We start from the raw sequence: 17,858 nt of genomic DNA on the forward strand, positions 1-17,858 counted from the left end.
CGGGACACTGGGAGCTATTGCAAGCATGCGCTTGCAATAGTTAGCGGGGTGCGGCAGGATCGTGGCATGGCATCGCTCAACGTCGGAAACCTCGGCGAATACCTCCGCGAGCAGCGGCGGCAGGCCCAGCTCTCGCTGCGGCAGCTCGCCGACGCCGCCGGGGTGTCGAATCCGTACCTGAGCCAGATCGAGCGCGGGCTGCGCAAGCCGAGCGCGGACATCCTCCAGCAGCTGGCCAAGGCGCTGAGGATCTCCGCGGAGACGCTGTACGTGCAGGCCGGGATCCTCGACGAGCGGGACCGGGACGAGGTGGAGACGCGCGCCGTCATCCTCTCCGACCCGTCGATCAACGAGCGGCAGAAGCAGGTGCTGCTCCAGATCTACGACGCGTTCCGCAGGGAGAACGCCCTGGAGGAGGACGGGACCGGGACCGACGGCTCCGCCGCCGCCACGGGTTCCGCTCCGGCTCCGGGCGCGGAATCCGGACCCGGCGCCGACTCCGACACCACCGCGGTGCCCCCTACGAACTGACTGCGATCCGGGAGGACCAGCACATGGCCATCGCCGATGACCTGAAGAAGACCCTCACCGACCCCACCCCCCTCTACTTCGCCGCCGGTACCGCCGACCTCGCCGTCCAGCAGGCGAAGAAGGTGCCCGGCCTCATCGAGCAGCTGCGCGCCGAGGCCCCCGCGCGCATCGAGGCCGTGAAGAACGCGGACACCAAGGCCGTGCAGGAGAAGGCCAAGGTCGCCCAGGAGGCGGTCACCGCGAAGTTCACCGAGGTCCTCGGCGCGATCGATCCGAAGAAGCTGGGCGAGACCGCCCAGGACCTCGCGCTGCGCGGCGTCGGCGTGGCCGCCGAGTACGCCGTACGGGCCAAGGAGACCTACGACAAGGTCGCCGAGCACGGCGAGCAGGCCGTACGGTCCTGGCGCGGCGAGGTCGCCGAGGAGATCGTGGACATCGCCGGGGCCGTGGAGCCCGAGGCGTCGGAGCCGCAGGCCACGACGGAGGCCGAGCCGGCCGCCGCGGCATCCGACGGGGCGTCCACCGGGGCCGGGGAGAAGCCCGCCGCGAGGAAGACCACCGCGCGCCGCGGCACGTCCGGCACGGCCAAGAAGGCCGCCGCCGCGTCCGGCGACGAGAGCTGATCGACGCACGGCGGACCGGGCACCCGAGCGGTGCCCGGTTCGTTGTCGTTTGGGAAAGGGACTCCGGCGGTAGCGTGGAGTCAGGTGTGCCCGAGGTGAGAAGGCGGTCCGGACGATGCTGATGCAGGGGTTCAACAACGGGGTGCTGCCGTTGCTCGGCTACGCCATGCTGGCGCTCGCCGTGGTGGCCTTCGTCTTCGCGGTGATGGCGCGCGAGGACGCGTACCGGGCGGCCGAGAAGCAGACCAAGACGTTCTGGTGCGTCATCCTGGGCGTCACGCTCCTGGTGGACTTCTTCCTCGGGATGCTGTTCCTGCAGATCGCGGGCCTGGTGGCGAGCATCGTGTTCATGGTCGACGTGCGCCCCGCCCTCAAGCAGGTGTCCGGTGGCGGCCGTCCCCGTGGCGGCAGCAGCAGCGACGGACCGTACGGCCCGTACAACGGCGGCCGCTAGGCCGTCCGCTCCCCGTCGGCCGGGCGGATCAGCCCGCCGCGCGGGAGAGCAGGACCACCGCCACGTCGTCGGTGAGCTCCCCGCCGTTGAGGCGGCGGGCCTCGGTGACGGAGGCCTCCAGAAGGCCCTCGCCGCTCAGGCCGCGCTCCAGGTGGCGGTTGATCATCTCGACCATTCCGTCCTGGCCCAGCCGTTCGCGGCCCTCCCCGATGCGGCCCTCGATGAGGCCGTCGGTGTAGAGCATCAGGCTCCAGGTGCCGCCCAGGTCGACCTGGCGGCGGGGCCAGCGGGCCCGGGGCAGCAGCCCCAGCGCCGGGCCGCTGTTCTCGTAGGGGAGGAGTTCGGCGCGGCGGCCCGGCCTCGATATGAGCGGGGCCGGATGGCCGGCCAGGCACAGGCCCGCGCGGCGGCCGTCGGGGGAGATGTCCACGGTGCACAGCGTCGCGAAGATCTCCTCGCAGGGCCGCTCCACCTCCAGGACCTCCTGCAGGGTGGCCAGCAGGTCGTCGCCGCACAGTCCGGCCAGGGTCAGCGCGCGCCAGGCGATGCGCAGCTCGACGCCGAGGGCGGCCTCGTCGGGGCCGTGGCCGCAGACGTCACCGATCATCGCGTGGACGGTGCCGTCGGGGGTGCGGACGGCGTCGTAGAAGTCCCCGCCGAGCAGGGCCCGGCTGCGGCCGGGCCGGTAGCGGGCGGCGAAGCGGAGGTCGGAGCCCTCCAGCAGGGGAGTGGGGAGCAGGCCGCGTTCGAGACGGGCGTTCTCCTGGGCGCGCAGTTTCGATTCTGCGAGCTTGTACTGGGCGATGTCCGCCCGCTTTCTCTCCACGGCGTAGCGGATGGCCCGGCTCAGGAGCCGGCCGTCGAGCTCGTCGCGGAAGAGGTGGTCCTGGGCGCCGACGCGGACCGCCTCGGCGGCGCGGTCGGCGTCCGCCTCGGACGTCAGGACGAGGACCGCGTGCCGCGGGGCGAGGCGCAGGACCTGGCGCAGGACGGTGAGGCCGTCGTCTTCGGCGTCGGCGGCGGAGCCGGAGGTGGAACCGCTGCCTGAACCCGTGCCGGAGCCGGGGCCGGAGCCGGTGCCGGTGCCGGTGCCGGACGGGGCGAGTCCCAGGTCCAGCAGGACGCAGTGCACGTCGGGCGTCAGCAGCCGTGCGGCCTCGGTGAGGTTGCGGGCGCTGCGCAGCCGGATGCGGTGGCCGTCGGCGTCGAGGATCTCGGGGACGGTGAGTCCGCCCGCCGGGTCGTCTTCGATCACCAGCAGGGTGAGTGACGCCGGGGGTGCGGTGGCGGTGACCGGCGGCGCGGCCGCCGCACCGCTCTCCGCGACCGGGATCTCCCTTTGCCGCGGTACGGGTACGGCCATCGTTTCCGGTTCCTTCCCTCCCCCCGAGGGTGCGCTCATGCGCAGACCCTAGCGGGCGGGTGGCGGCCAGCGGAATGGCGATCGGGGCGGGGGTGGGGGAGGGCCTCCGTCATATGCCCTTATCGCGGGGGATGACCGGGTTCCCGGGATGACCAACGTCACCACCCCCCGTCCGCCCACCGAGACCCCCACCACCGTTCCCGGAACCGGCCCCCGCGATCGCCGGCGCCCCGCCGGTCTCCGAACCCCGACCCCTGGAACGAGCCCGTCCGGGGCCGGCCCGCGGCACGGGCGGACCGGAACACCCGGACGTCCCCGGCCGCGCTGGACGGGGGGCCGGGCGCCCCGGTGGTGCCGACAGGCCCGGGTTGGCCTCGCGGCACTGACCGCCAGGGGGTCGGGGCCGCCGGCCCGGGCCGGGCGTGGTGGCTGCGGTCCGGCTGGTGAGGCGGCTCGGGGAGACGCAGCGGCCGGTGCCGCTGGTAGACCTGGGGGCCCTCCGGGTCCGGCCGGGCAGGCGGGCCCACGGCCGGCCCGGCGGCGCTGACCGCCTCGGGGGGTCGGGGCCGCCCCCGACCGGGGCCGCGGCCCGGCCGGGGGTGCGCCCGCTGGACCCGTAACCGCCCGGCCAGGGCTTACGCGTCGGGGCGGACCACGGCCTTGATCGGCATTGAGCCCGCGCCCGCCATCGTGATGTTGCGCCCGGGGCGCGGGGCGTGGACCATCGCGCCGTCACCGACGTACATGCCGACGTGGCTCGCGTCGTCGAAGTAGATAATCAGATCGCCGGGCCGCATGTCCTTCAGCGCCACCTTCGGCAACAGCCGCAACTGCTCCTGCGAGGTCCGCGGGATGGGCCGCCCGGCCGCCAGCCAGGCCTGCGAGGTCAGCCCGGAGCAGTCGAAGGAGCCCGGTCCCGCCGCGCCCCACTCGTACGGCTTGCCCATCTGCGCCGTGGCGAACTGCACGGCCCGCTTCCCGGCGTCCGTCGCCGCGCCCTTGACGTCCTTCATCGCGCCCGACGACAGCCACGCCGTCTGCGCCTTGTACTGCGCCTCCTGCTCCAGCTGGATCAGCCGGGCCTTCTCCTCGGCCGCCAGTCGGCTCTCCAGGGCCTCCGCCGCCTTGATCTTGTCCTCGATCTCCTTCTTGGCGGCTTCCTGCTTGACCCGGTTCTCCTCCATCTTCTGCCAGAGCGCGCCCGCGTCCTTCGCGTACCGCTCCAAGTCGGTCTGGGTGCGGTTCAGTTCGGACAGCAGGTCCGTCGTCGCCTTCTCGCCCTGCCGCAGCCGGCCCGCGCCGTCCAGGTACGCCGACGGGCTGTCGCTCAGTGCCAGCGCCGCGCCCGGCGGCAGCCCGCCCGAGCGGTACTGGGCGCGGGCGGCGGAGCCCGCGCGGTCCTTCAGGCCGGTGATCCGGTCCTGGCCCGCCACCACCAGCTTGGCGATCTCGACGATCCGCTCGGACTGCGCCTTCGTCTCGCCCACCGCGAGGTTGTACGCGTCGGTGGCGGTCCCGGCCTGCCGGTAGAGGTCCTCGATCTCCTTGCGGACCTGCTCCAGCGACTTGCCCTCCGGCTCGGGAGCGGGAGCCGCCGGCGCCGCGGGAACCGCGGGAGCGGCGTGGGCGCTGCCCGCCGCCAGCCCCGGGGCCGTCAGTATCGCCATCGCGCACAGCAGCGCGAGAGCGGACACTCCCTGCACGCGCGACGAAGCTCGCTTCGCGGTCCCCATGACTCCCCCAGCCGCCCCGAGCCAGAACCGACATCACCCGACATCAGATCTGACTATTCATCAGTAACTTGGCACTGTCACCGGGATGGTGCCACGACTCGGTGAATTCCAACACCCTTCCGGATGCCGTTCCGATCATGGCCGTCCAAGTCTCAGCCACCCCCGCCGACTCAACGGACGGTTCCCGCAACCGGTTCCCCGCGCACCGACATTCACCCCGCCGGGCGCAACGCCTCCCAGCGAACGGTCAGTTCCCCCTGCCGCCACCGCCCCGGACCGTCCGCGAGCGGCCAGTCCGCCGACAGCGCCCGCGCCGTACGGATCCACCGCTGCCGCGCCCCGTACGAGGCGTACGGGGCCGCCGCCGCCCACGCCCGGTCGAAGTCCCGCAGGAAGGCGTGCACCGGCTCACCCGGCACGTTCCGGTGGATCAGCGCCTTCGGCAGCCGCTCCGCCAGGTCCGAGGGGCGCTCAAGGGAGCCCAGCCGGGTCGCGAACGTCACCGTGCGCGGCCCCTCGGGCCCCAGCGCGACCCACACGTGCCGCCGCCCGATCTCGTCGCAGGTCCCCTCCACCAGCAGCCCGCCCGGGGCCAGCCGTGCGCGGAGCCGCTGCCAGACCTCCGCGACCTGCTCCTCGTCGTACTGGCGCAGTACGTTCGCCGCGCGGATCAGGGCCGGGCGCTCCCCGCCCTCCAGCGGCACCTCGAAGCCGCCGTGCCGGAAGCTCAGCCCCTCCCGCTCGTACGGCTTCGCCCCCGTCACCCGCGCCGGCTCGATCTCGATGCCGACCACCCGCACCCGCGGCGCCGCCTCCCGCAGCCGCGCCAGCAGCTCCACCGCGGTCCAGGGCGCGGCCCCGTACCCGAGGTCCACCGCCACCGGAGCGTCGGCGCGGCGCAGCGCCGCCCCGTGCGAGGCCGCGATCCAGCGGTCCATGCGCCGCAGCCGGTTCGGGTTCGTGGTCCCGCGCGTCACGGTGCCGACGGGGCGCTTCGGGGGCGGCTGAGTGCTGCGGGAGACCATGCGCCGAGCGTATGCCGAGCGGCCCGGCAAGATAAAGAACCGGCAAACCGAGGAGGAAGTCCGGGCCTCCCGGAATGCGGGGGACCGCCATCCGGGTTGCACTCCTTGCAGGGCGCCGACCGCGCTCCCGAAGTCATGCCGCCCCGCATGCGCTGCCCGCCCAGCCCGTCGTCCGAGCGATCCGAGCGAGAGGAACTGCTCCCTTGAGCCAGTACGTGTCCCGTCTCGGCGGCAGCATCAGCGGCCGCATCGCCGCCGCACGCGGCACCCGCCACGACCCGCCCCGCCTGCGCCTCCCGGCAGTCGGCCACCACCGCAAGCCGCGCCGCGTGGCCATGCTCAGCGTGCACACCTCACCGCTGCACCAGCCCGGCACCGGCGACGCCGGCGGCATGAACGTGTACATCGTCGAGCTCGCCAAGCGCCTCGCCGCGATCAACATCGAGGTCGAGGTCTTCACCCGCGCGACGACCGGCGGCCTGCCGCCCGTCGTCGAGCTCGCCCCCGGCGTCCTCGTCCGGCACGTGGACGCGGGCCCGTACGAGGGCCTCGCCAAGGAGGAGCTCCCGGCCCAGCTGTGCGCCTTCACCCACGGCGTCATGCAGGCCTGGGCCGGTCACCGACCCGGCTACTACGACCTGGTGCACTCCCACTACTGGCTCTCCGGCCACGTCGGCTGGCTCGCCGCCGAACGCTGGGGCGTCCCGCTCGTCCACGCCATGCACACCATGGCCAAGGTCAAGAACGCCGCCCTCGCCGCGGGTGACGCCCCCGAACCGGCCGCCCGCGTCATCGGCGAGACCCAGATCGTGGCCGCCGCCGACCGGCTCATCGCGAACACCGCCGAGGAGGCCGACGAACTCGTCCGCCACTACGAGGCCGACCCGGGCAAGGTCGCCGTCGTGCACCCCGGCGTCAACCTCGACCGCTTCACCACCGGCGACGGCCGCGCCGCCGCCCGCGCCCGCCTCGGGCTGCCGCAGGACGCCGTGATCCCGCTCTTCGCCGGCCGCATCCAGCCCCTCAAGGCCCCCGACATCCTGCTCCGCGCCGTCGCCGAGCTCGTCGACCGCGACCCCTCGCTGCGCACCCGCCTCTTCGTCCCCGTCGTCGGCGGCCCCAGCGGCAGCGGCCTCGACAAGCCGGAGGGGCTCCAGAAGCTCGCCGCGAAGCTCGGCATCGCCGACCTCGTGCACTTCCACCCGCCCGTGCGCCAGGACCAGCTCGCCGACTGGTTCCGGGCCGCCTCCGTCCTGGTCATGCCCTCGTACAGCGAGTCCTTCGGGCTCGTCGCCATCGAAGCCCAGGCCACCGGCACCCCCGTCCTCGCGGCCTCGGTCGGCGGGCTCCCCGTCGCCGTCAACGACGGGGTGACGGGCATCCTCGTACCCGGCCACGACCCCGTCGACTACGCGCGCGAACTGCGCCGGTTCGTGGACGAACCCGGTCTCACGGACCGGATGGGCGCCGAGGCCGCCCGGCACGCGCAGTTCTTCGGCTGGGACACCGCCGCCAGCGGCACGGCGGACGTGTACACCGCGGCCATGCACGACCACCGCCGTCGCGTACGCTCCCACCATGGCTGACACCGCCGCGATCATCGAGTCCACGCTGGCCGACGCCGAGCTGGGCTGGGAGAGCCCCGAGCCGGGCAGCTACGTCGTCCGGCTCCCCGGCACCCGCAAGCTGAGCACCACCTGCTCGCTCCGGATCGGCCGCCACTCCCTCTCGGTGAACGCCTTCGTCATCCGCCACCCCGACGAGAACGAGGCGGGCGTCCACCGCTGGCTGCTGGAGCGCAACCTCAAGCTGTACGGCATGGCCTACGCCGTCGACCCCCTCGGCGACGTCTACCTCACGGCCCGGCTCCCGCTGTCCGTCGTCACCCCGGAGGACCTGGACCGCCTCCTCGGGACCGTCCTGGAGGCGGCGGACGGCGCCTTCAACACGCTGCTGGAGCTCGGCTTCGCGAGCGCGATCCGGCGCGAGTACGAGTGGCGCGTCTCGCGCGGCGAGTCCACCCGCAACCTGGACGCCTTCACCCACCTGACGCGCCCCTCGGCCTGACGCGCCCCTCGGCCTGACGCGCCCCTCGGCCTGACGCGCCCCTCGGCCCGAGGCGCCGGGCGCGGCCCGACCCGGCGTCACGCCTCCGCGGTGGCGGCCACCGGCCGCGCCCCGGCAGGGACCGCGTCGGCCGAGCCACCCGTGCCGGCCGAGCCGCCCGCGCCACCCGTACCCGCGCCACCCGTGCCGCCCGACCCGGCCTTGCCGCCCGCCACCGGTGCAACCCGTGCCCCCGGCGCCCCCGGTGCACCCTCGGGGAGGCTCCGCATCAGCAGCCAGTAACCCAGCGCCGCCACCGTCCCCAGGACCCCCGTGGCCCCCCACAGCCACGCCGGGCCCAGGCGGTCGATCACGAACCCGGCCATCAGCGGCGCCACCAGCGCGGCCACCGCCCACGACATCGTGTACATCCCCTGGTAGCGCCCGCGCCCGTGCACCGGCGACAGCCGTGCCACCAGCCCCATCTGCGTCGGCGAGTTCACGATCTCCGCCAGCGTCCACACCGTCACCGTCAGCGCGTACGCCCACAGCGGCCCCGCGAAGGCCGTCATCGCGAACCCGTACCCCGCCAGCAGCGCCGAGATCACCAGCAGCTTCTGCGGGTCCCGGTGCTCGATGAACCGCGTCACCGGGATCTGGAGCGCCACGATCAGCACCCCGTTCACCGCGACGACCAGCCCGTAGTCACCGGGCGAGAACCCCGCCGCGCCCATCGCCACCGGCAGCCCCACCGAACCCTGAGTGAAGATCAGCGAGATCAGGAACGACAGCCCGACGACCCCCATGAACCGCCCGTCCCGCAGTACGTCCCCCAGCCCGATCTCCGGCCCGGCCGCTTCCTCCTGCGCCGCGTCCCGCACCGGCCGCGACTCCGGCAGCTTCGCGAACACCAGCACCGCGCACAGCAGCGTCAGCGCCGCCTCGCCCAGGAAACCGGCCAGGTAGCTGTACTCCGCCACCAGCCCCGCCACGGCCGAACTGATCGCGAAGCCGAGGTTGATGGCCCAGTAGTTCAGCGCGAAGGCCCGTACGCGGTCCTCCGGCCGGACGATGTCCGCCATCATCGCGGACACCGCCGGGCGCGAGGCGTTCGAGGTCATCCCGACCAGCAGGGCCACCGCCGCGATGGCCGCCGGATGCTCCATGAACCCCAGCAGGGCCACCGAGAACGCCGTCGACACGTTCGCCGCCAGCATCGTCGGCCGCCGCCCCAGCCGGTCGGTCATCACCCCGGCCACCAGGGAGGAGACCACCCCGCCCAGCCCGTGCAAGGCCACGACGAGTCCCGCGAAGGAGGCCGAGTAGCCCCGGTCCAACGTCAGGTACAAGGTCATGAAAGTGGCGACGAAGGCCCCGAGCCGGTTCACCAGCGTGCTCGCCCACAGCCACCAGAAGGCACTCGGCAGACCCGCCACGCTCTCCCGCGCGGCCTGTCTCAACCTGCCAACGGACATAAGGAATCCCCCCGGTGATGTAAGCGCCGCTTCGGCTCTCGGCACATTACGAGGACGCCCCTCACGGCCGCCACTGGATTGACGCCGCCCGTCAATCGGGGGCCCTCCGCGGCCCTCCGGTGCCGGGCGCGGGCGCGACGGCCCGTCCATTAGGCTCGTACGCATGGCCGACGCACCGTACAAGCTGATCCTCCTCCGCCACGGCGAGAGCGAGTGGAACGCGAAGAACCTGTTCACCGGCTGGGTGGACGTCAATCTCAACGAGAAGGGCGAGAAGGAGGCGGTCCGCGGTGGCGAGCTCCTGAAGGACGCCGACCTCCTCCCCGACGTGGTCCACACGTCCCTCCAGAAGCGCGCGATCCGCACCTCCCAGCTCGCGCTGGAGGCCGCCGACCGCCACTGGATCCCGGTCCACCGCTCCTGGCGCCTGAACGAGCGCCACTACGGCGCCCTCCAGGGCAAGGACAAGGCCCAGACCCTCGCCGAGTTCGGCGAGGAGCAGTTCATGCTGTGGCGCCGCTCCTACGACACCCCGCCGCCGGCCCTCGCGGACGGCACGGAGTTCTCCCAGTCCGAGGACCCGCGCTACGCGAGCATCCCGCCGGAGCTGCGCCCGAAGACGGAGTGCCTCAAGGACGTCGTCGTCCGCATGCTCCCGTACTGGTACGACGCGATCGTCCCGGACCTCCTCGCGGGCCGCACCGTCCTGGTGGCCGCGCACGGCAACAGCCTCCGCGCCCTGGTCAAGCACCTGGACGGCATCTCCGACGCCGACATCGCGGGTCTCAACATCCCCACCGGCATCCCGCTCGCCTACGAACTGGACGCCGACTTCAAGCCCCTCAACCCGGGCGGCACCTACCTCGACCCGGCCGCCGCGGCCGCCGCCATCGAGGCCGTCAAGAACCAGGGCAAGAAGAAGTAAGTTTTCTGATCATGCCTCCCACCTGCGTATACGACGCGGGTGGGAGGCATTCTCATGCCCCGGGTCCACTCTGGGCCCCAGCGCGGCGGGTCTCGCGTGGAGGAGGGGTCAGGGGGCGGCCGGCACGGCGGGCTTGGCGGCGGGGGCGACGGCCGGTGCGGCGGGCTTGGCCAGGAGGGACTCCGCCGTGTCCTGGAGCGCGGCCACGTTGCCGTTGGACAGGACGACGTTGGGGTTCAGGACGCGCTCGACCGGCACGTGCACGACCTCCGAGATGCCGGAGACGTTGAGGTTGTCGAGGAGCGAGAGCAGCGGGTTGTCGGCGGCCTGGGCGGGCGCACCGCCGAGGAGCAGGACGGCGCCGGCGAGAGCGCCGACGAGCGAGGTTCGATTCAGCTTCATACGCGGGGAACGCCCCGCCCGTCCCCCGGATACCGCCCCACCCCACCGGTCCCCCCGTTCAGCCCCGCCCGATCCCCCGTCCGGCCCCGCCCCCTTCGGCCGGCGGCTGTCGCGCCGGTCCTAAGCCCCCCTCATCAGCCGTTTCTCCGTGGGTGGGGGGCTTTTCCGCAGGCCGGAGGAAGTGGGCGGCGGTTTTGCGCCGGAGTGGGGCTTTTTCGTTGGTTTGAGATGGGGAAGTAGGGTGCGGGGCGTGCGTGAAGTGGCGTTTCGGCGCTGAAGGTGGTGGGCCGGACGGGTGAGTGTGTCGTTTCTGCGCTGTCGGGCCCCGGCGCCGCCCGGCTAGAACTCCGGTTCATGATCAAGCACCTCGTGAGGCGCGGTCTCCCCGCGCTCGCCCTCGCCCTGCTGCCCGTACTCGCCTCCGGCCCGGCCGCCGACGCCTCGTCCGCGCAGCGGGCCGCCGCCTCCACCGCCCGCAGCGACGCCCACTTCTACGGCGGCGCCACCCTCCACAAGAACCAGGCGTGGACCTCCGGCAACGGCCGGACCGTCCTGCGCGTCCAGAGCGACGGCAACTTCGTCCTCTACAAGGACGGCAAGGCCGCCTGGCAGGCGCCCAACGTCTGGCCGAAGGCCAACAGCGCCGTCTTCCAGGAAGACGGCAACTTCGTCGTCTACGACAGCAACGGCAGCCCCGTCTGGGCCGCCGGCACCTGGCACAAGGGCCAGTACCTGGCCGTCCAGGACGACGGCAACGCCGTCGTCTACAACAGCGCCAACCAGCCCGTCTGGGCCACCAACACCGGCGACTGACCGCTACGGCACGGCGGAGGGCCCCGTCGGACCGGACGCGGTCCGGCGGGGCCCTCCGGGCGTGCTCGCGGGGGTGGTGTCAGCCACCGCACTGGCAGGGGGCGCCGGACTGGCAGCCGCAGCCGCAGCCCGACCCGCAGCCGCAGGCCGCGAGCAGCGGGAGGCGCAGGGGCTCCGGCGGACGGGGCGGCTGCTCCTGCTCCGGGGTGATGGGAACGGGGGAATCGGGCATGGTTCCTCCTCGCAGGCGGCGTACGGGATGTGGTAGCGCCCTTCGCCTCATTCATGCCCAGCCACACCGGCGCGTCAACGGCGCATTGGGGCTCGGGAGCGGACGGGGATCAGACCCCGTCGACCTGCGTCGGCTGCTGGAGCTCGTCCGCGTGCTCACCCGTCACCAGGTAGACCACGCGCTTCGCCACCGACACCGCGTGGTCGGCGAAGCGCTCGTAGTAGCGGCCCAGCAGGGTCACGTCGACGGCCGTCTCGATGCCGTGCTTCCAGCGGTCGTCCATCAGGTGCTGGAAGAGGGTGCGGTGCAGCTGGTCCATCTCGTCGTCGTCCTGCTCCAGCTGAAGCGCGAGGTCGACGTCCTTCGTGATGATGACCTCGGCCGCCTTCGCCATCAGCCGCTGCGCCAGCTGCCCCATCTCCAGGATGGTCGCGTGCAGGTCGCGCGGGACGGCCCGGTCCGGGAAGCGCAGGCGCGCCAGCTTCGCCACGTGCTGCGCAAGGTCGCCCGAGCGCTCCAGGTCGGCGCTCATGCGCAGCGAGGTCACCACGATGCGCAGGTCGGTCGCGACGGGCTGCTGGCGGGCCAGCAGCGCGATGGCGCGGGCTTCGAGGTCGTGCTGCAGGTCGTCGACCTTCTGGTCGGCGGCGATGACGCTCTCGGCCAGCTTCAGGTCCGCGTCCAGCATCGCGGTCGTCGCCCGCCCGATCGCGGAACCGACGAGCCGGGCCATCTCGACCAGGCTTTCTCCGATCGAGTCCAGTTCCTCGTGGTACGCGTCGCGCATGGTGGTGTCCCTCTCCTGCCGCTCTTACTGCCTGCTCGTCTGCTGCGTGGCTCCTGGCCCCACGTTCTACACGTTCGGGTGCCAACGCGTCCGACTCCGGCATCCCAAGTGAATCAACCCCGTCGCCAGGGTGAACTCTGGGCGACGAGTGTTCGAGCTGCCACCCGAACGGCTGTGGAAGTGTCGTTCTGCCTGCTTAACCTGGATCCATGGACGTGAACGCGGCGGTCGCCGCAGCTGCAGCGATCGCCGGTCTGTGCACCGGTGTGATCGCGATGCTGGCGTTCCGCTGGAGCGAGCGTGACCAGGCCCGCCCCACCCGGAGCTCCATGCGCCCCGACATCAACGCGGTGCTCCCGCCCGGTGTGGACACCGTCCTCTCCGTGCTCCGCTCCTCCGCCGTCGTCCTCGACGAGGGCGACGCGGTGGTGAAGGCCAGCTCGGCGGCGTACGCCCTGGGCCTGGTCCGCGGCGGCAAGCTGGCCGTGGAGCCCATGCTCCACATGGCCCGCGACACTCGCCGGGACGGGGAGATACGCCAGATCGAGCTCGACCTGCCCCGGCGCGGCACCGGCCGCGGGGAGGCCCTCGCGGTCTCCGCCCGGGTGGCGCCGCTGGGCTCCCGCCTGGTGCTCCTGCTCGTCGAGGACCTCACCGAGGCCCGCCGCATCGAGGCGGTCCGCCGTGACTTCGTCGCGAACGTGTCGCACGAGCTGAAGACCCCGGTCGGGGCGATCTCGCTGCTCTCGGAGGCGGTCATGGACGCCGCCGACGACCCCGAGGCGGTCAGCCGCTTCGCGGGCCGCATGCAGATCGAGTCCACCCGCCTGATCAACCTCGTGCAGGAGCTGATCGACCTCTCCCGGGTGCAGAACGACGAGGCACTGGAGGACGCCGAGCCCGTGCGGGTGGACACCCTGGTGGCCGAGGCCATCGACCGCTGCCGCCACACGGCGACGTCCAAGCAGATCACCATGGCCGCCGGCGGCGCCGCCGACCTGCGGGTATGGGGTCACCGGGGGCAGCTGGCCGCCGCCCTCGGCAACCTGGTCGAGAACGCCGTCAACTACAGCCCCGCCCGCACCCGCGTCGGCATCGCTGCGCGCCGGCTGACGGCGCCGGGTGGAGACTTGATCGAGATAGCCGTGACCGACCAGGGCATCGGCATCCCGGAGAAGGACCGCGAGCGCGTCTTCGAGCGCTTCTACCGCGTGGACCCGGCCCGCTCCCGCGCCACGGGAGGAACCGGACTGGGCCTCGCGATCGTGAAGCACGTGGCGGCCTCGCACGGCGGGGAGGTGTCGGTGTGGAGCTCCGAGGGCCAGGGCTCCACGTTCACCCTGCGCCTGCCCGAGGCGGCCGTGCAGATCCCGACGGACGCCCCCGCACCCGCCCGACCCCAGCCCGAACCCGAAACACCCATCCCTGCCCCGGAGGTCCTTCCGTGACCCGAGTGCTCGTCGTCGAGGATGAGGAATCCTTCAGCGACGCCCTGTCCTACATGCTCCGCAAGGAAGGCTTCGAGGTCGCGATCGCCGCGACGGGGCCCGACGGGCTCGACGAGTTCGAGCGCAACGGCGCCGACCTCGTCCTCCTCGACCTGATGCTGCCCGGTCTGCCGGGCACCGAAGTCTGCCGGCAGCTGCGCGGCCGCTCCAACGTCCCCGTGATCATGGTGACGGCCAAGGACAGCGAGATCGACAAGGTCGTCGGGCTGGAGATAGGAGCCGACGACTACGTCACGAAGCCCTTCTCCTCCCGCGAGCTCGTCGCCCGCATCCGCGCGGTGCTGCGCCGCCGCGGCGAGCCGGAGGAGGTCACCCCGGCGGCCCTGGAGGCGGGGCCGGTACGGATGGACGTGGACCGGCACGTGGTCACCGTCGCCGGCGCCAAGGTGGACCTCCCGCTGAAGGAGTTCGACCTGCTGGAGATGCTCCTGCGCAACGCCGGACGCGTGCTCACCCGCATGCAGCTGATCGACCGGGTCTGGGGCGCGGACTACGTCGGCGACACCAAGACCCTGGACGTCCACGTCAAGCGCCTCCGGGCCAAGATCGAACCCGACCCGGGTGCCCCGCGCTACCTGGTGACCGTCCGCGGCCTCGGCTACAAGTTCGAGCCGTAGGCCGGCGGGCGCACGAACGAAGGGAGGGCCCCGGCCGCATCAGCGGCCGGGGCCCTCCCTTCGTGTCTCGCGGCGTCAGTGGCCGGCGGCGTGCGAGGCGCTGCCCGACGGCGACGGGGTACCGGAGGCGCCCGCGGCGCCCGACGCGGCGCCCGACGGCGTGCCCGAGGGGGAGCCGGACGGGGAGCCCGAGGGGGAACCGGAGGGGGAGCCCGACGGGGCGGAGCCCGCGGCGGCCGGGGCCTCGGTCGGGCCGAAGCCGGCGTACATGCCGGTGGCGGGCACGACCTGCGCGCCCACGGGCACGTCACCGGTGCTGCTCAGCTGGAAGACGACTGCCTCGACGTTGCCCGCTTCCACCGCGGAGGCGACACCGCCCTCGATGGAGGCGGAGGCGTTGCCCTTGCCGCCCAGGACCACGGAGCCGTTCGGGGGCACGATGATCTTGTCGGCGCCGCCGGCGCCCTTCAGGACCACCTTGGACTTGGTGGCCGGCAGGGTGATGCCGCTGAGGACCTGCGGCTTCTCACCGGTGTTGAAGACGGTCGCCGAGACGGAGGCCGGCCCCTTCTTGCCCTTCTCGCCCTGGCTGATCACCAGTACGTTCTGGACCTTGATGTCGCCCTTGGTGGCGGCGGCGTTGTCCGGCTTGATCTGGAGAGTCTGCGCGTCATTGCCGGCACCGCACGCGGCGAGCGAGGCGATCGAGAACACGATGGCGGTAGCGGCGAGGGCGCCGCGTCGAAGGCTGCGGCTCACGGCTGCGGCAACTCCTAGGACGTACGGACGGGAGGGTGGGCTCTCGGGACGGCCGAGGTAAAGCCGCCCTAAGGGTGTGTCAGCGCGCTTAGGTTACCGAGCCGCCGCCCCGCCCCCGCACCCGACCCTCCGCTCCGCGCGCCCCGCGGCGTGCCCGCCCCGCGATCTTGCATTCTCCATAACCTCCGGACGCCGCGCGGTGATCAATTTCCGGATTCCCTCGAACGCGGATCCGTGATCAATTCAGGATTGGGCCGGAACCCGCTCCGTACGCGTGCCCGCCAGTCGAACGGAGTACTTCGGCTTCCGGTCCCAGAACCCGGCAAAACGGGACGTACGTCACACTCGTGAGCTCCTCCGTCAGGTGTAACGTGGTCGATTCGGCCGGTCCGTACAGCGCCTCCGACCTGCGAATACCCCCTTCCGGAAGCCCTTCGCAGCACGTTCGTGTCGCTGTTGTCAAGCCCCGAGATGTGCCCTGACCTGCGAAAACGCCATTCATAACAGTCAGTTCTCGTGTTACCCTGGATAGCCACGGAAGGGGTACCTGTCACATGACGTTCAAGGTTGGCGACACCGTGGTCTATCCCCATCACGGGGCCGCGCTGATCGAGGCCATCGAAACTCGCCAGATCAAAGGCGTGGACAAGACCTACTTGGTGCTCAAGGTCGCCCAGGGCGACCTGACGGTTCGTGTGCCTGCGGACAATGCGGAGTTCGTCGGCGTTCGCGACGTAGTCGGCCAGGACGGGCTGGACCGGGTCTTCGAGGTGCTCCGCGCACCGTACGCAGAAGAGCCGACGAACTGGTCCCGGCGCTACAAGGCAAATCTGGAGAAGCTCGCTTCTGGCGATGTCATCAAGGTCGCCGAAGTGGTGCGTGACCTGTGGCGTCGTGAGCGTGAGCGCGGGCTTTCCGCGGGTGAGAAGCGCATGCTCGCGAAGGCGCGCCAGATTCTGGTGAGCGAGCTCGCGCTCGCCGAAAACACCAACGAGGACAAGGCCGAGGCCCTCCTCGACGAGGTTCTCGCGTCCTGACGCTCGAACCGAACCACAGTGTGCCGCGGTGCCCGATGACGGACCCCCTCCTCCACGAGGGGGTCGTTGCCGGGCGCTGCGGCATGTCTGCATCCACGTCCACGGACCCTTAGGCACAGACCCGTAGGCCTGCTTCTGGCGTGCCGGGCCCGGCCAGCCGGCTCGACCGGTCGTCACGGAAGGGGCGAGGGCGTCGCACCCGGCACCCTTCAGGCCATACCCATGTCGGCCGAAGTCACAAACCTGGCCCGGAGCTACTACTGATGTCTGACCAATCGCGCCCCCACCGCACCGCCGCGGTGATCCCGGCCGCCGGACGCGGGGTACGCCTCGGCCCCGGCGCGCCCAAGGCCCTGCGGGCCCTCGGCGGGACGCCGATGCTGATCCACGCCGTCCGCGCCATGGCCCGCTCCCGCGCGGTGTCCCTCGTCGTGGTCGTCGCGCCGTCCGACGGGACCGCCGAGGTGCGGAACCTGCTGGACGAGCACGCGCTGCCCGAGCGCACCGAGATCCTGGTCGTCCCCGGCGGGGACACCCGCCAGGAGTCCGTGCGGGCCGGCCTGGACGCCCTCCCGGCGGACATCACCTCCGTACTGATCCACGACGCGGCCCGCCCGCTGGTCCCCGTGGACACCGTCGACTCCGTCGTCGAGGCCGTCCGCGACGGCGCCCCCGCCGTGGTCCCCGCCCTGCCGCTGGCCGACACCGTCAAGGAGGTCGAGCCCGGCGCGCCCGGCCGGCCCGAACCGGTCGTCGCCACGCCCGAGCGGGCCCGGCTGCGCGCCGTACAGACCCCGCAGGGCTTCGACCTCGCCACCCTGCTGCGCGCCCACGAGGCCATCGCCGTCAGCGGCGAGGGCGCCACGGACGACGCCGGCATGGTGGAACGCACCGGGGTCACCGTCGTGGTCGTCCCCGGCCACGAAGAGGCCTTCAAGGTCACCCGTCCGCTCGACCTGGTCCTCGCCGAGGCCGTACTCGCCCGCAGGAGGGCCACCGATGCGTACTGATTCCGAAGGCCGTGCCGGACGGGCCGGCAGCGGCGCCCCGCTGATCCCGCTCGTCGGGATCGGGACCGACGTCCACGCCTTCGAGGCCGGGCGCGAGCTGTGGTGCGCCGGGCTGCTGTGGGAGGGCGAGGACGGTCTCGCCGGTCACTCCGACGGGGACGTCGCGGCCCACGCGGCCTGTGACGCCCTCTTCTCGGCCGCCGGGGTCGGCGACCTCGGCGCCCACTTCGGCACCTCCCGCCCCGAGTGGTCCGGCGCCGCGGGCGTGACCCTGCTGGCGGAGGCCGCCCGGATCGTGCGCGCCGAGGGGTTCGAGATCGGCAACATCGCGATCCAGGTGATCGGCGTACGCCCGAAGATCGGAAAGCGGCGCGAAGAAGCACAGAAGGCGCTCGCGGCGGCGGCGGGCGCCCCCGTCGCCGTTTCCGGCACCACCACCGACGGCCTGGGCCTCACGGGCCGTGCCGAGGGGCTCGCCGCCATCGCCACGGCGCTCGTCTACCGCGTCTGACCGTCCC

At 72.5% G+C, this 17,858-nt stretch carries 20 protein-coding genes; 12 read left to right on the plus strand and 8 right to left on the minus strand.

Features of this window, described 5'->3' with window-relative positions; all coding sequences use genetic code 11:
* The first annotated feature begins 66 nt into the window (after positions 1-66).
* From ACEPPI_RS04910 to ACEPPI_RS04920, 3 genes are all read left to right on the plus strand, one after another.
* Entirely contained in the window at positions 67-531 is a 465-nt protein-coding gene (locus tag ACEPPI_RS04910; RefSeq protein WP_373913984.1) for a helix-turn-helix domain-containing protein, read from the plus strand.
* 23 nt (positions 532-554) lie between these two features.
* Positions 555-1,154: a hypothetical protein gene (locus ACEPPI_RS04915; RefSeq protein WP_373913985.1), complete on the plus strand. Its 600-nt coding sequence runs from the start codon at positions 555-557 to the stop codon at positions 1,152-1,154.
* 115 nt (positions 1,155-1,269) lie between these two features.
* Positions 1,270-1,608 carry a DUF2516 family protein gene (locus ACEPPI_RS04920; RefSeq protein ID WP_373913986.1) on the plus strand — a complete coding sequence of 113 codons (339 nt, stop codon included), beginning with the start codon at positions 1,270-1,272 and terminating at the stop codon, positions 1,606-1,608.
* Between the two features lie 28 nt (positions 1,609-1,636).
* Here ACEPPI_RS04920 and ACEPPI_RS04925 read toward each other — a convergent pair whose 3' ends face one another.
* The 3 genes from ACEPPI_RS04925 to ACEPPI_RS04935 all read right to left on the minus strand — a co-directional run bounded on the left by ACEPPI_RS04925 (position 1,637) and on the right by ACEPPI_RS04935 (position 5,729).
* Positions 1,637-3,010 carry a PP2C family protein-serine/threonine phosphatase gene (locus ACEPPI_RS04925; protein ID WP_373913987.1) on the minus strand — a complete coding sequence of 458 codons (1,374 nt, stop codon included), beginning with the start codon at positions 3,008-3,010 and terminating at the stop codon, positions 1,637-1,639.
* 596 nt (positions 3,011-3,606) lie between these two features.
* Positions 3,607-4,704, minus strand: a complete 1,098-nt coding sequence (locus tag ACEPPI_RS04930) for an NlpC/P60 family protein (protein ID WP_373913988.1) — start codon at positions 4,702-4,704, stop codon at positions 3,607-3,609.
* 212 nt (positions 4,705-4,916) lie between these two features.
* Complete coding sequence (locus ACEPPI_RS04935; protein WP_373913989.1) at positions 4,917-5,729, minus strand: class I SAM-dependent methyltransferase; 813 nt, start codon at positions 5,727-5,729, stop codon at positions 4,917-4,919.
* Positions 5,730-5,932: 203 nt separating this feature from the next.
* Here ACEPPI_RS04935 and mshA point away from each other — a divergent pair, with 203 nt between their 5' ends.
* Positions 5,933-7,315 (plus strand): D-inositol-3-phosphate glycosyltransferase, encoded by a 1,383-nt coding sequence (gene mshA, locus ACEPPI_RS04940; RefSeq protein ID WP_373913990.1) that lies wholly within the window; start codon positions 5,933-5,935, stop codon positions 7,313-7,315.
* A complete protein-coding gene (locus ACEPPI_RS04945) occupies positions 7,308-7,796 on the plus strand; it encodes a YbjN domain-containing protein (RefSeq protein ID WP_373913991.1) in 489 nt (162 codons plus the stop codon). The genes mshA and ACEPPI_RS04945 overlap by 8 nt, the downstream gene beginning before the upstream one ends.
* 77 nt (positions 7,797-7,873) lie before the next feature.
* On the opposite strand, the gene ACEPPI_RS04950 is transcribed toward ACEPPI_RS04945, so the two are convergent.
* Positions 7,874-9,250 (minus strand): MDR family MFS transporter, encoded by a 1,377-nt coding sequence (locus tag ACEPPI_RS04950; protein ID WP_373913992.1) that lies wholly within the window; start codon positions 9,248-9,250, stop codon positions 7,874-7,876.
* Positions 9,251-9,413: 163 nt separating this feature from the next.
* On the opposite strand from ACEPPI_RS04950, the gene ACEPPI_RS04955 reads away from it, so the two are divergent.
* A complete protein-coding gene (locus ACEPPI_RS04955; RefSeq protein ID WP_373913993.1) occupies positions 9,414-10,175 on the plus strand; it encodes a phosphoglyceromutase in 762 nt (253 codons plus the stop codon).
* 108 nt (positions 10,176-10,283) lie between these two features.
* On the opposite strand, the gene ACEPPI_RS04960 is transcribed toward ACEPPI_RS04955, so the two are convergent.
* Positions 10,284-10,577 carry a hypothetical protein gene (locus tag ACEPPI_RS04960; protein ID WP_373913994.1) on the minus strand — a complete coding sequence of 98 codons (294 nt, stop codon included), beginning with the start codon at positions 10,575-10,577 and terminating at the stop codon, positions 10,284-10,286.
* A 354-nt stretch (positions 10,578-10,931) separates the two neighbouring features.
* On the opposite strand from ACEPPI_RS04960, the gene ACEPPI_RS04965 reads away from it, so the two are divergent.
* Entirely contained in the window at positions 10,932-11,390 is a 459-nt protein-coding gene (locus ACEPPI_RS04965) for a hypothetical protein (RefSeq protein WP_373913995.1), read from the plus strand.
* A 79-nt stretch (positions 11,391-11,469) separates the two neighbouring features.
* On the opposite strand, the gene ACEPPI_RS04970 is transcribed toward ACEPPI_RS04965, so the two are convergent.
* On the minus strand, positions 11,470-11,622 hold the full coding sequence (locus tag ACEPPI_RS04970) for a hypothetical protein (protein ID WP_167456794.1): 153 nt from the start codon (positions 11,620-11,622) through the stop codon (positions 11,470-11,472).
* A 109-nt stretch (positions 11,623-11,731) separates the two neighbouring features.
* Positions 11,732-12,409, minus strand: coding sequence for a phosphate signaling complex protein PhoU (phoU, locus tag ACEPPI_RS04975; RefSeq protein ID WP_030232376.1), 678 nt, complete (start codon positions 12,407-12,409; stop codon positions 11,732-11,734).
* Positions 12,410-12,618: 209 nt separating this feature from the next.
* Between phoU and ACEPPI_RS04980 the strand changes: the two genes are divergently transcribed.
* Together ACEPPI_RS04980 and ACEPPI_RS04985 are read left to right on the plus strand one after the other, a co-directional pair.
* Positions 12,619-13,857, plus strand: coding sequence for a sensor histidine kinase (locus ACEPPI_RS04980; RefSeq protein ID WP_373913996.1), 1,239 nt, complete (start codon positions 12,619-12,621; stop codon positions 13,855-13,857).
* Positions 13,854-14,534: a response regulator transcription factor gene (locus ACEPPI_RS04985; protein ID WP_007265514.1), complete on the plus strand. Its 681-nt coding sequence runs from the start codon at positions 13,854-13,856 to the stop codon at positions 14,532-14,534. The genes ACEPPI_RS04980 and ACEPPI_RS04985 overlap by 4 nt, the downstream gene beginning before the upstream one ends.
* 75 nt (positions 14,535-14,609) lie before the next feature.
* Here the strand turns inward: ACEPPI_RS04985 and ACEPPI_RS04990 are convergent, their stop codons facing one another.
* Positions 14,610-15,293: a DUF461 domain-containing protein gene (locus tag ACEPPI_RS04990; RefSeq protein ID WP_373913997.1), complete on the minus strand. Its 684-nt coding sequence runs from the start codon at positions 15,291-15,293 to the stop codon at positions 14,610-14,612.
* Positions 15,294-15,847: 554 nt separating this feature from the next.
* Here ACEPPI_RS04990 and ACEPPI_RS04995 point away from each other — a divergent pair.
* From ACEPPI_RS04995 to ispF, 3 genes are all read left to right on the plus strand, one after another.
* Positions 15,848-16,330, plus strand: a complete 483-nt coding sequence (locus ACEPPI_RS04995) for a CarD family transcriptional regulator (protein ID WP_003953493.1) — start codon at positions 15,848-15,850, stop codon at positions 16,328-16,330.
* A 263-nt stretch (positions 16,331-16,593) separates the two neighbouring features.
* Positions 16,594-17,340 carry a 2-C-methyl-D-erythritol 4-phosphate cytidylyltransferase gene (ispD, locus tag ACEPPI_RS05000; RefSeq protein WP_373913998.1) on the plus strand — a complete coding sequence of 249 codons (747 nt, stop codon included), beginning with the start codon at positions 16,594-16,596 and terminating at the stop codon, positions 17,338-17,340.
* The gene (gene ispF, locus ACEPPI_RS05005; protein ID WP_373913999.1) at positions 17,330-17,851 is read left to right on the plus strand and encodes a 2-C-methyl-D-erythritol 2,4-cyclodiphosphate synthase; all 522 of its coding nucleotides are present in this window, start codon (positions 17,330-17,332) and stop codon (positions 17,849-17,851) included. The genes ispD and ispF overlap by 11 nt, the downstream gene beginning before the upstream one ends.
* Positions 17,852-17,858: the final 7 nt, after the last annotated feature.

This window comes from Streptomyces sp. AB3(2024) (assembly GCF_041862025.1).
Taxonomy (GTDB): Bacteria; Actinomycetota; Actinomycetes; order Streptomycetales; family Streptomycetaceae; genus Streptomyces.

What these genes read in the sequence shown, in the direction of transcription:
- ACEPPI_RS04910 (WP_373913984.1), top strand. Translation starts at nt 67, where the DNA reads ATGGCATCGCTCAACGTCGGAAACCTCGGCGAATACCTCCGCGAGCAG.
- ACEPPI_RS04915 (WP_373913985.1), top strand. Translation starts at nt 555, where the DNA reads ATGGCCATCGCCGATGACCTGAAGAAGACCCTCACCGACCCCACCCCC.
- ACEPPI_RS04920 (WP_373913986.1), top strand. Translation starts at nt 1,270, where the DNA reads ATGCTGATGCAGGGGTTCAACAACGGGGTGCTGCCGTTGCTCGGCTAC.
- ACEPPI_RS04925 (WP_373913987.1), bottom strand. Translation starts at nt 3,010, where the DNA reads ATGAGCGCACCCTCGGGGGGAGGGAAGGAACCGGAAACGATGGCCGTA.
- ACEPPI_RS04930 (WP_373913988.1), bottom strand. Translation starts at nt 4,704, where the DNA reads ATGGGGACCGCGAAGCGAGCTTCGTCGCGCGTGCAGGGAGTGTCCGCT.
- ACEPPI_RS04935 (WP_373913989.1), bottom strand. Translation starts at nt 5,729, where the DNA reads ATGGTCTCCCGCAGCACTCAGCCGCCCCCGAAGCGCCCCGTCGGCACC.
- ACEPPI_RS04945 (WP_373913991.1), top strand. Translation starts at nt 7,308, where the DNA reads ATGGCTGACACCGCCGCGATCATCGAGTCCACGCTGGCCGACGCCGAG.
- ACEPPI_RS04950 (WP_373913992.1), bottom strand. Translation starts at nt 9,250, where the DNA reads ATGTCCGTTGGCAGGTTGAGACAGGCCGCGCGGGAGAGCGTGGCGGGT.
- ACEPPI_RS04955 (WP_373913993.1), top strand. Translation starts at nt 9,414, where the DNA reads ATGGCCGACGCACCGTACAAGCTGATCCTCCTCCGCCACGGCGAGAGC.
- ACEPPI_RS04960 (WP_373913994.1), bottom strand. Translation starts at nt 10,577, where the DNA reads ATGAAGCTGAATCGAACCTCGCTCGTCGGCGCTCTCGCCGGCGCCGTC.
- ACEPPI_RS04965 (WP_373913995.1), top strand. Translation starts at nt 10,932, where the DNA reads ATGATCAAGCACCTCGTGAGGCGCGGTCTCCCCGCGCTCGCCCTCGCC.
- ACEPPI_RS04970 (WP_167456794.1), bottom strand. Translation starts at nt 11,622, where the DNA reads ATGCCCGATTCCCCCGTTCCCATCACCCCGGAGCAGGAGCAGCCGCCC.
- phoU (WP_030232376.1), bottom strand. Translation starts at nt 12,409, where the DNA reads ATGCGCGACGCGTACCACGAGGAACTGGACTCGATCGGAGAAAGCCTG.
- ACEPPI_RS04980 (WP_373913996.1), top strand. Translation starts at nt 12,619, where the DNA reads ATGGACGTGAACGCGGCGGTCGCCGCAGCTGCAGCGATCGCCGGTCTG.
- ACEPPI_RS04995 (WP_003953493.1), top strand. Translation starts at nt 15,848, where the DNA reads ATGACGTTCAAGGTTGGCGACACCGTGGTCTATCCCCATCACGGGGCC.
- ispD (WP_373913998.1), top strand. Translation starts at nt 16,594, where the DNA reads ATGTCTGACCAATCGCGCCCCCACCGCACCGCCGCGGTGATCCCGGCC.
- ispF (WP_373913999.1), top strand. Translation starts at nt 17,330, where the DNA reads ATGCGTACTGATTCCGAAGGCCGTGCCGGACGGGCCGGCAGCGGCGCC.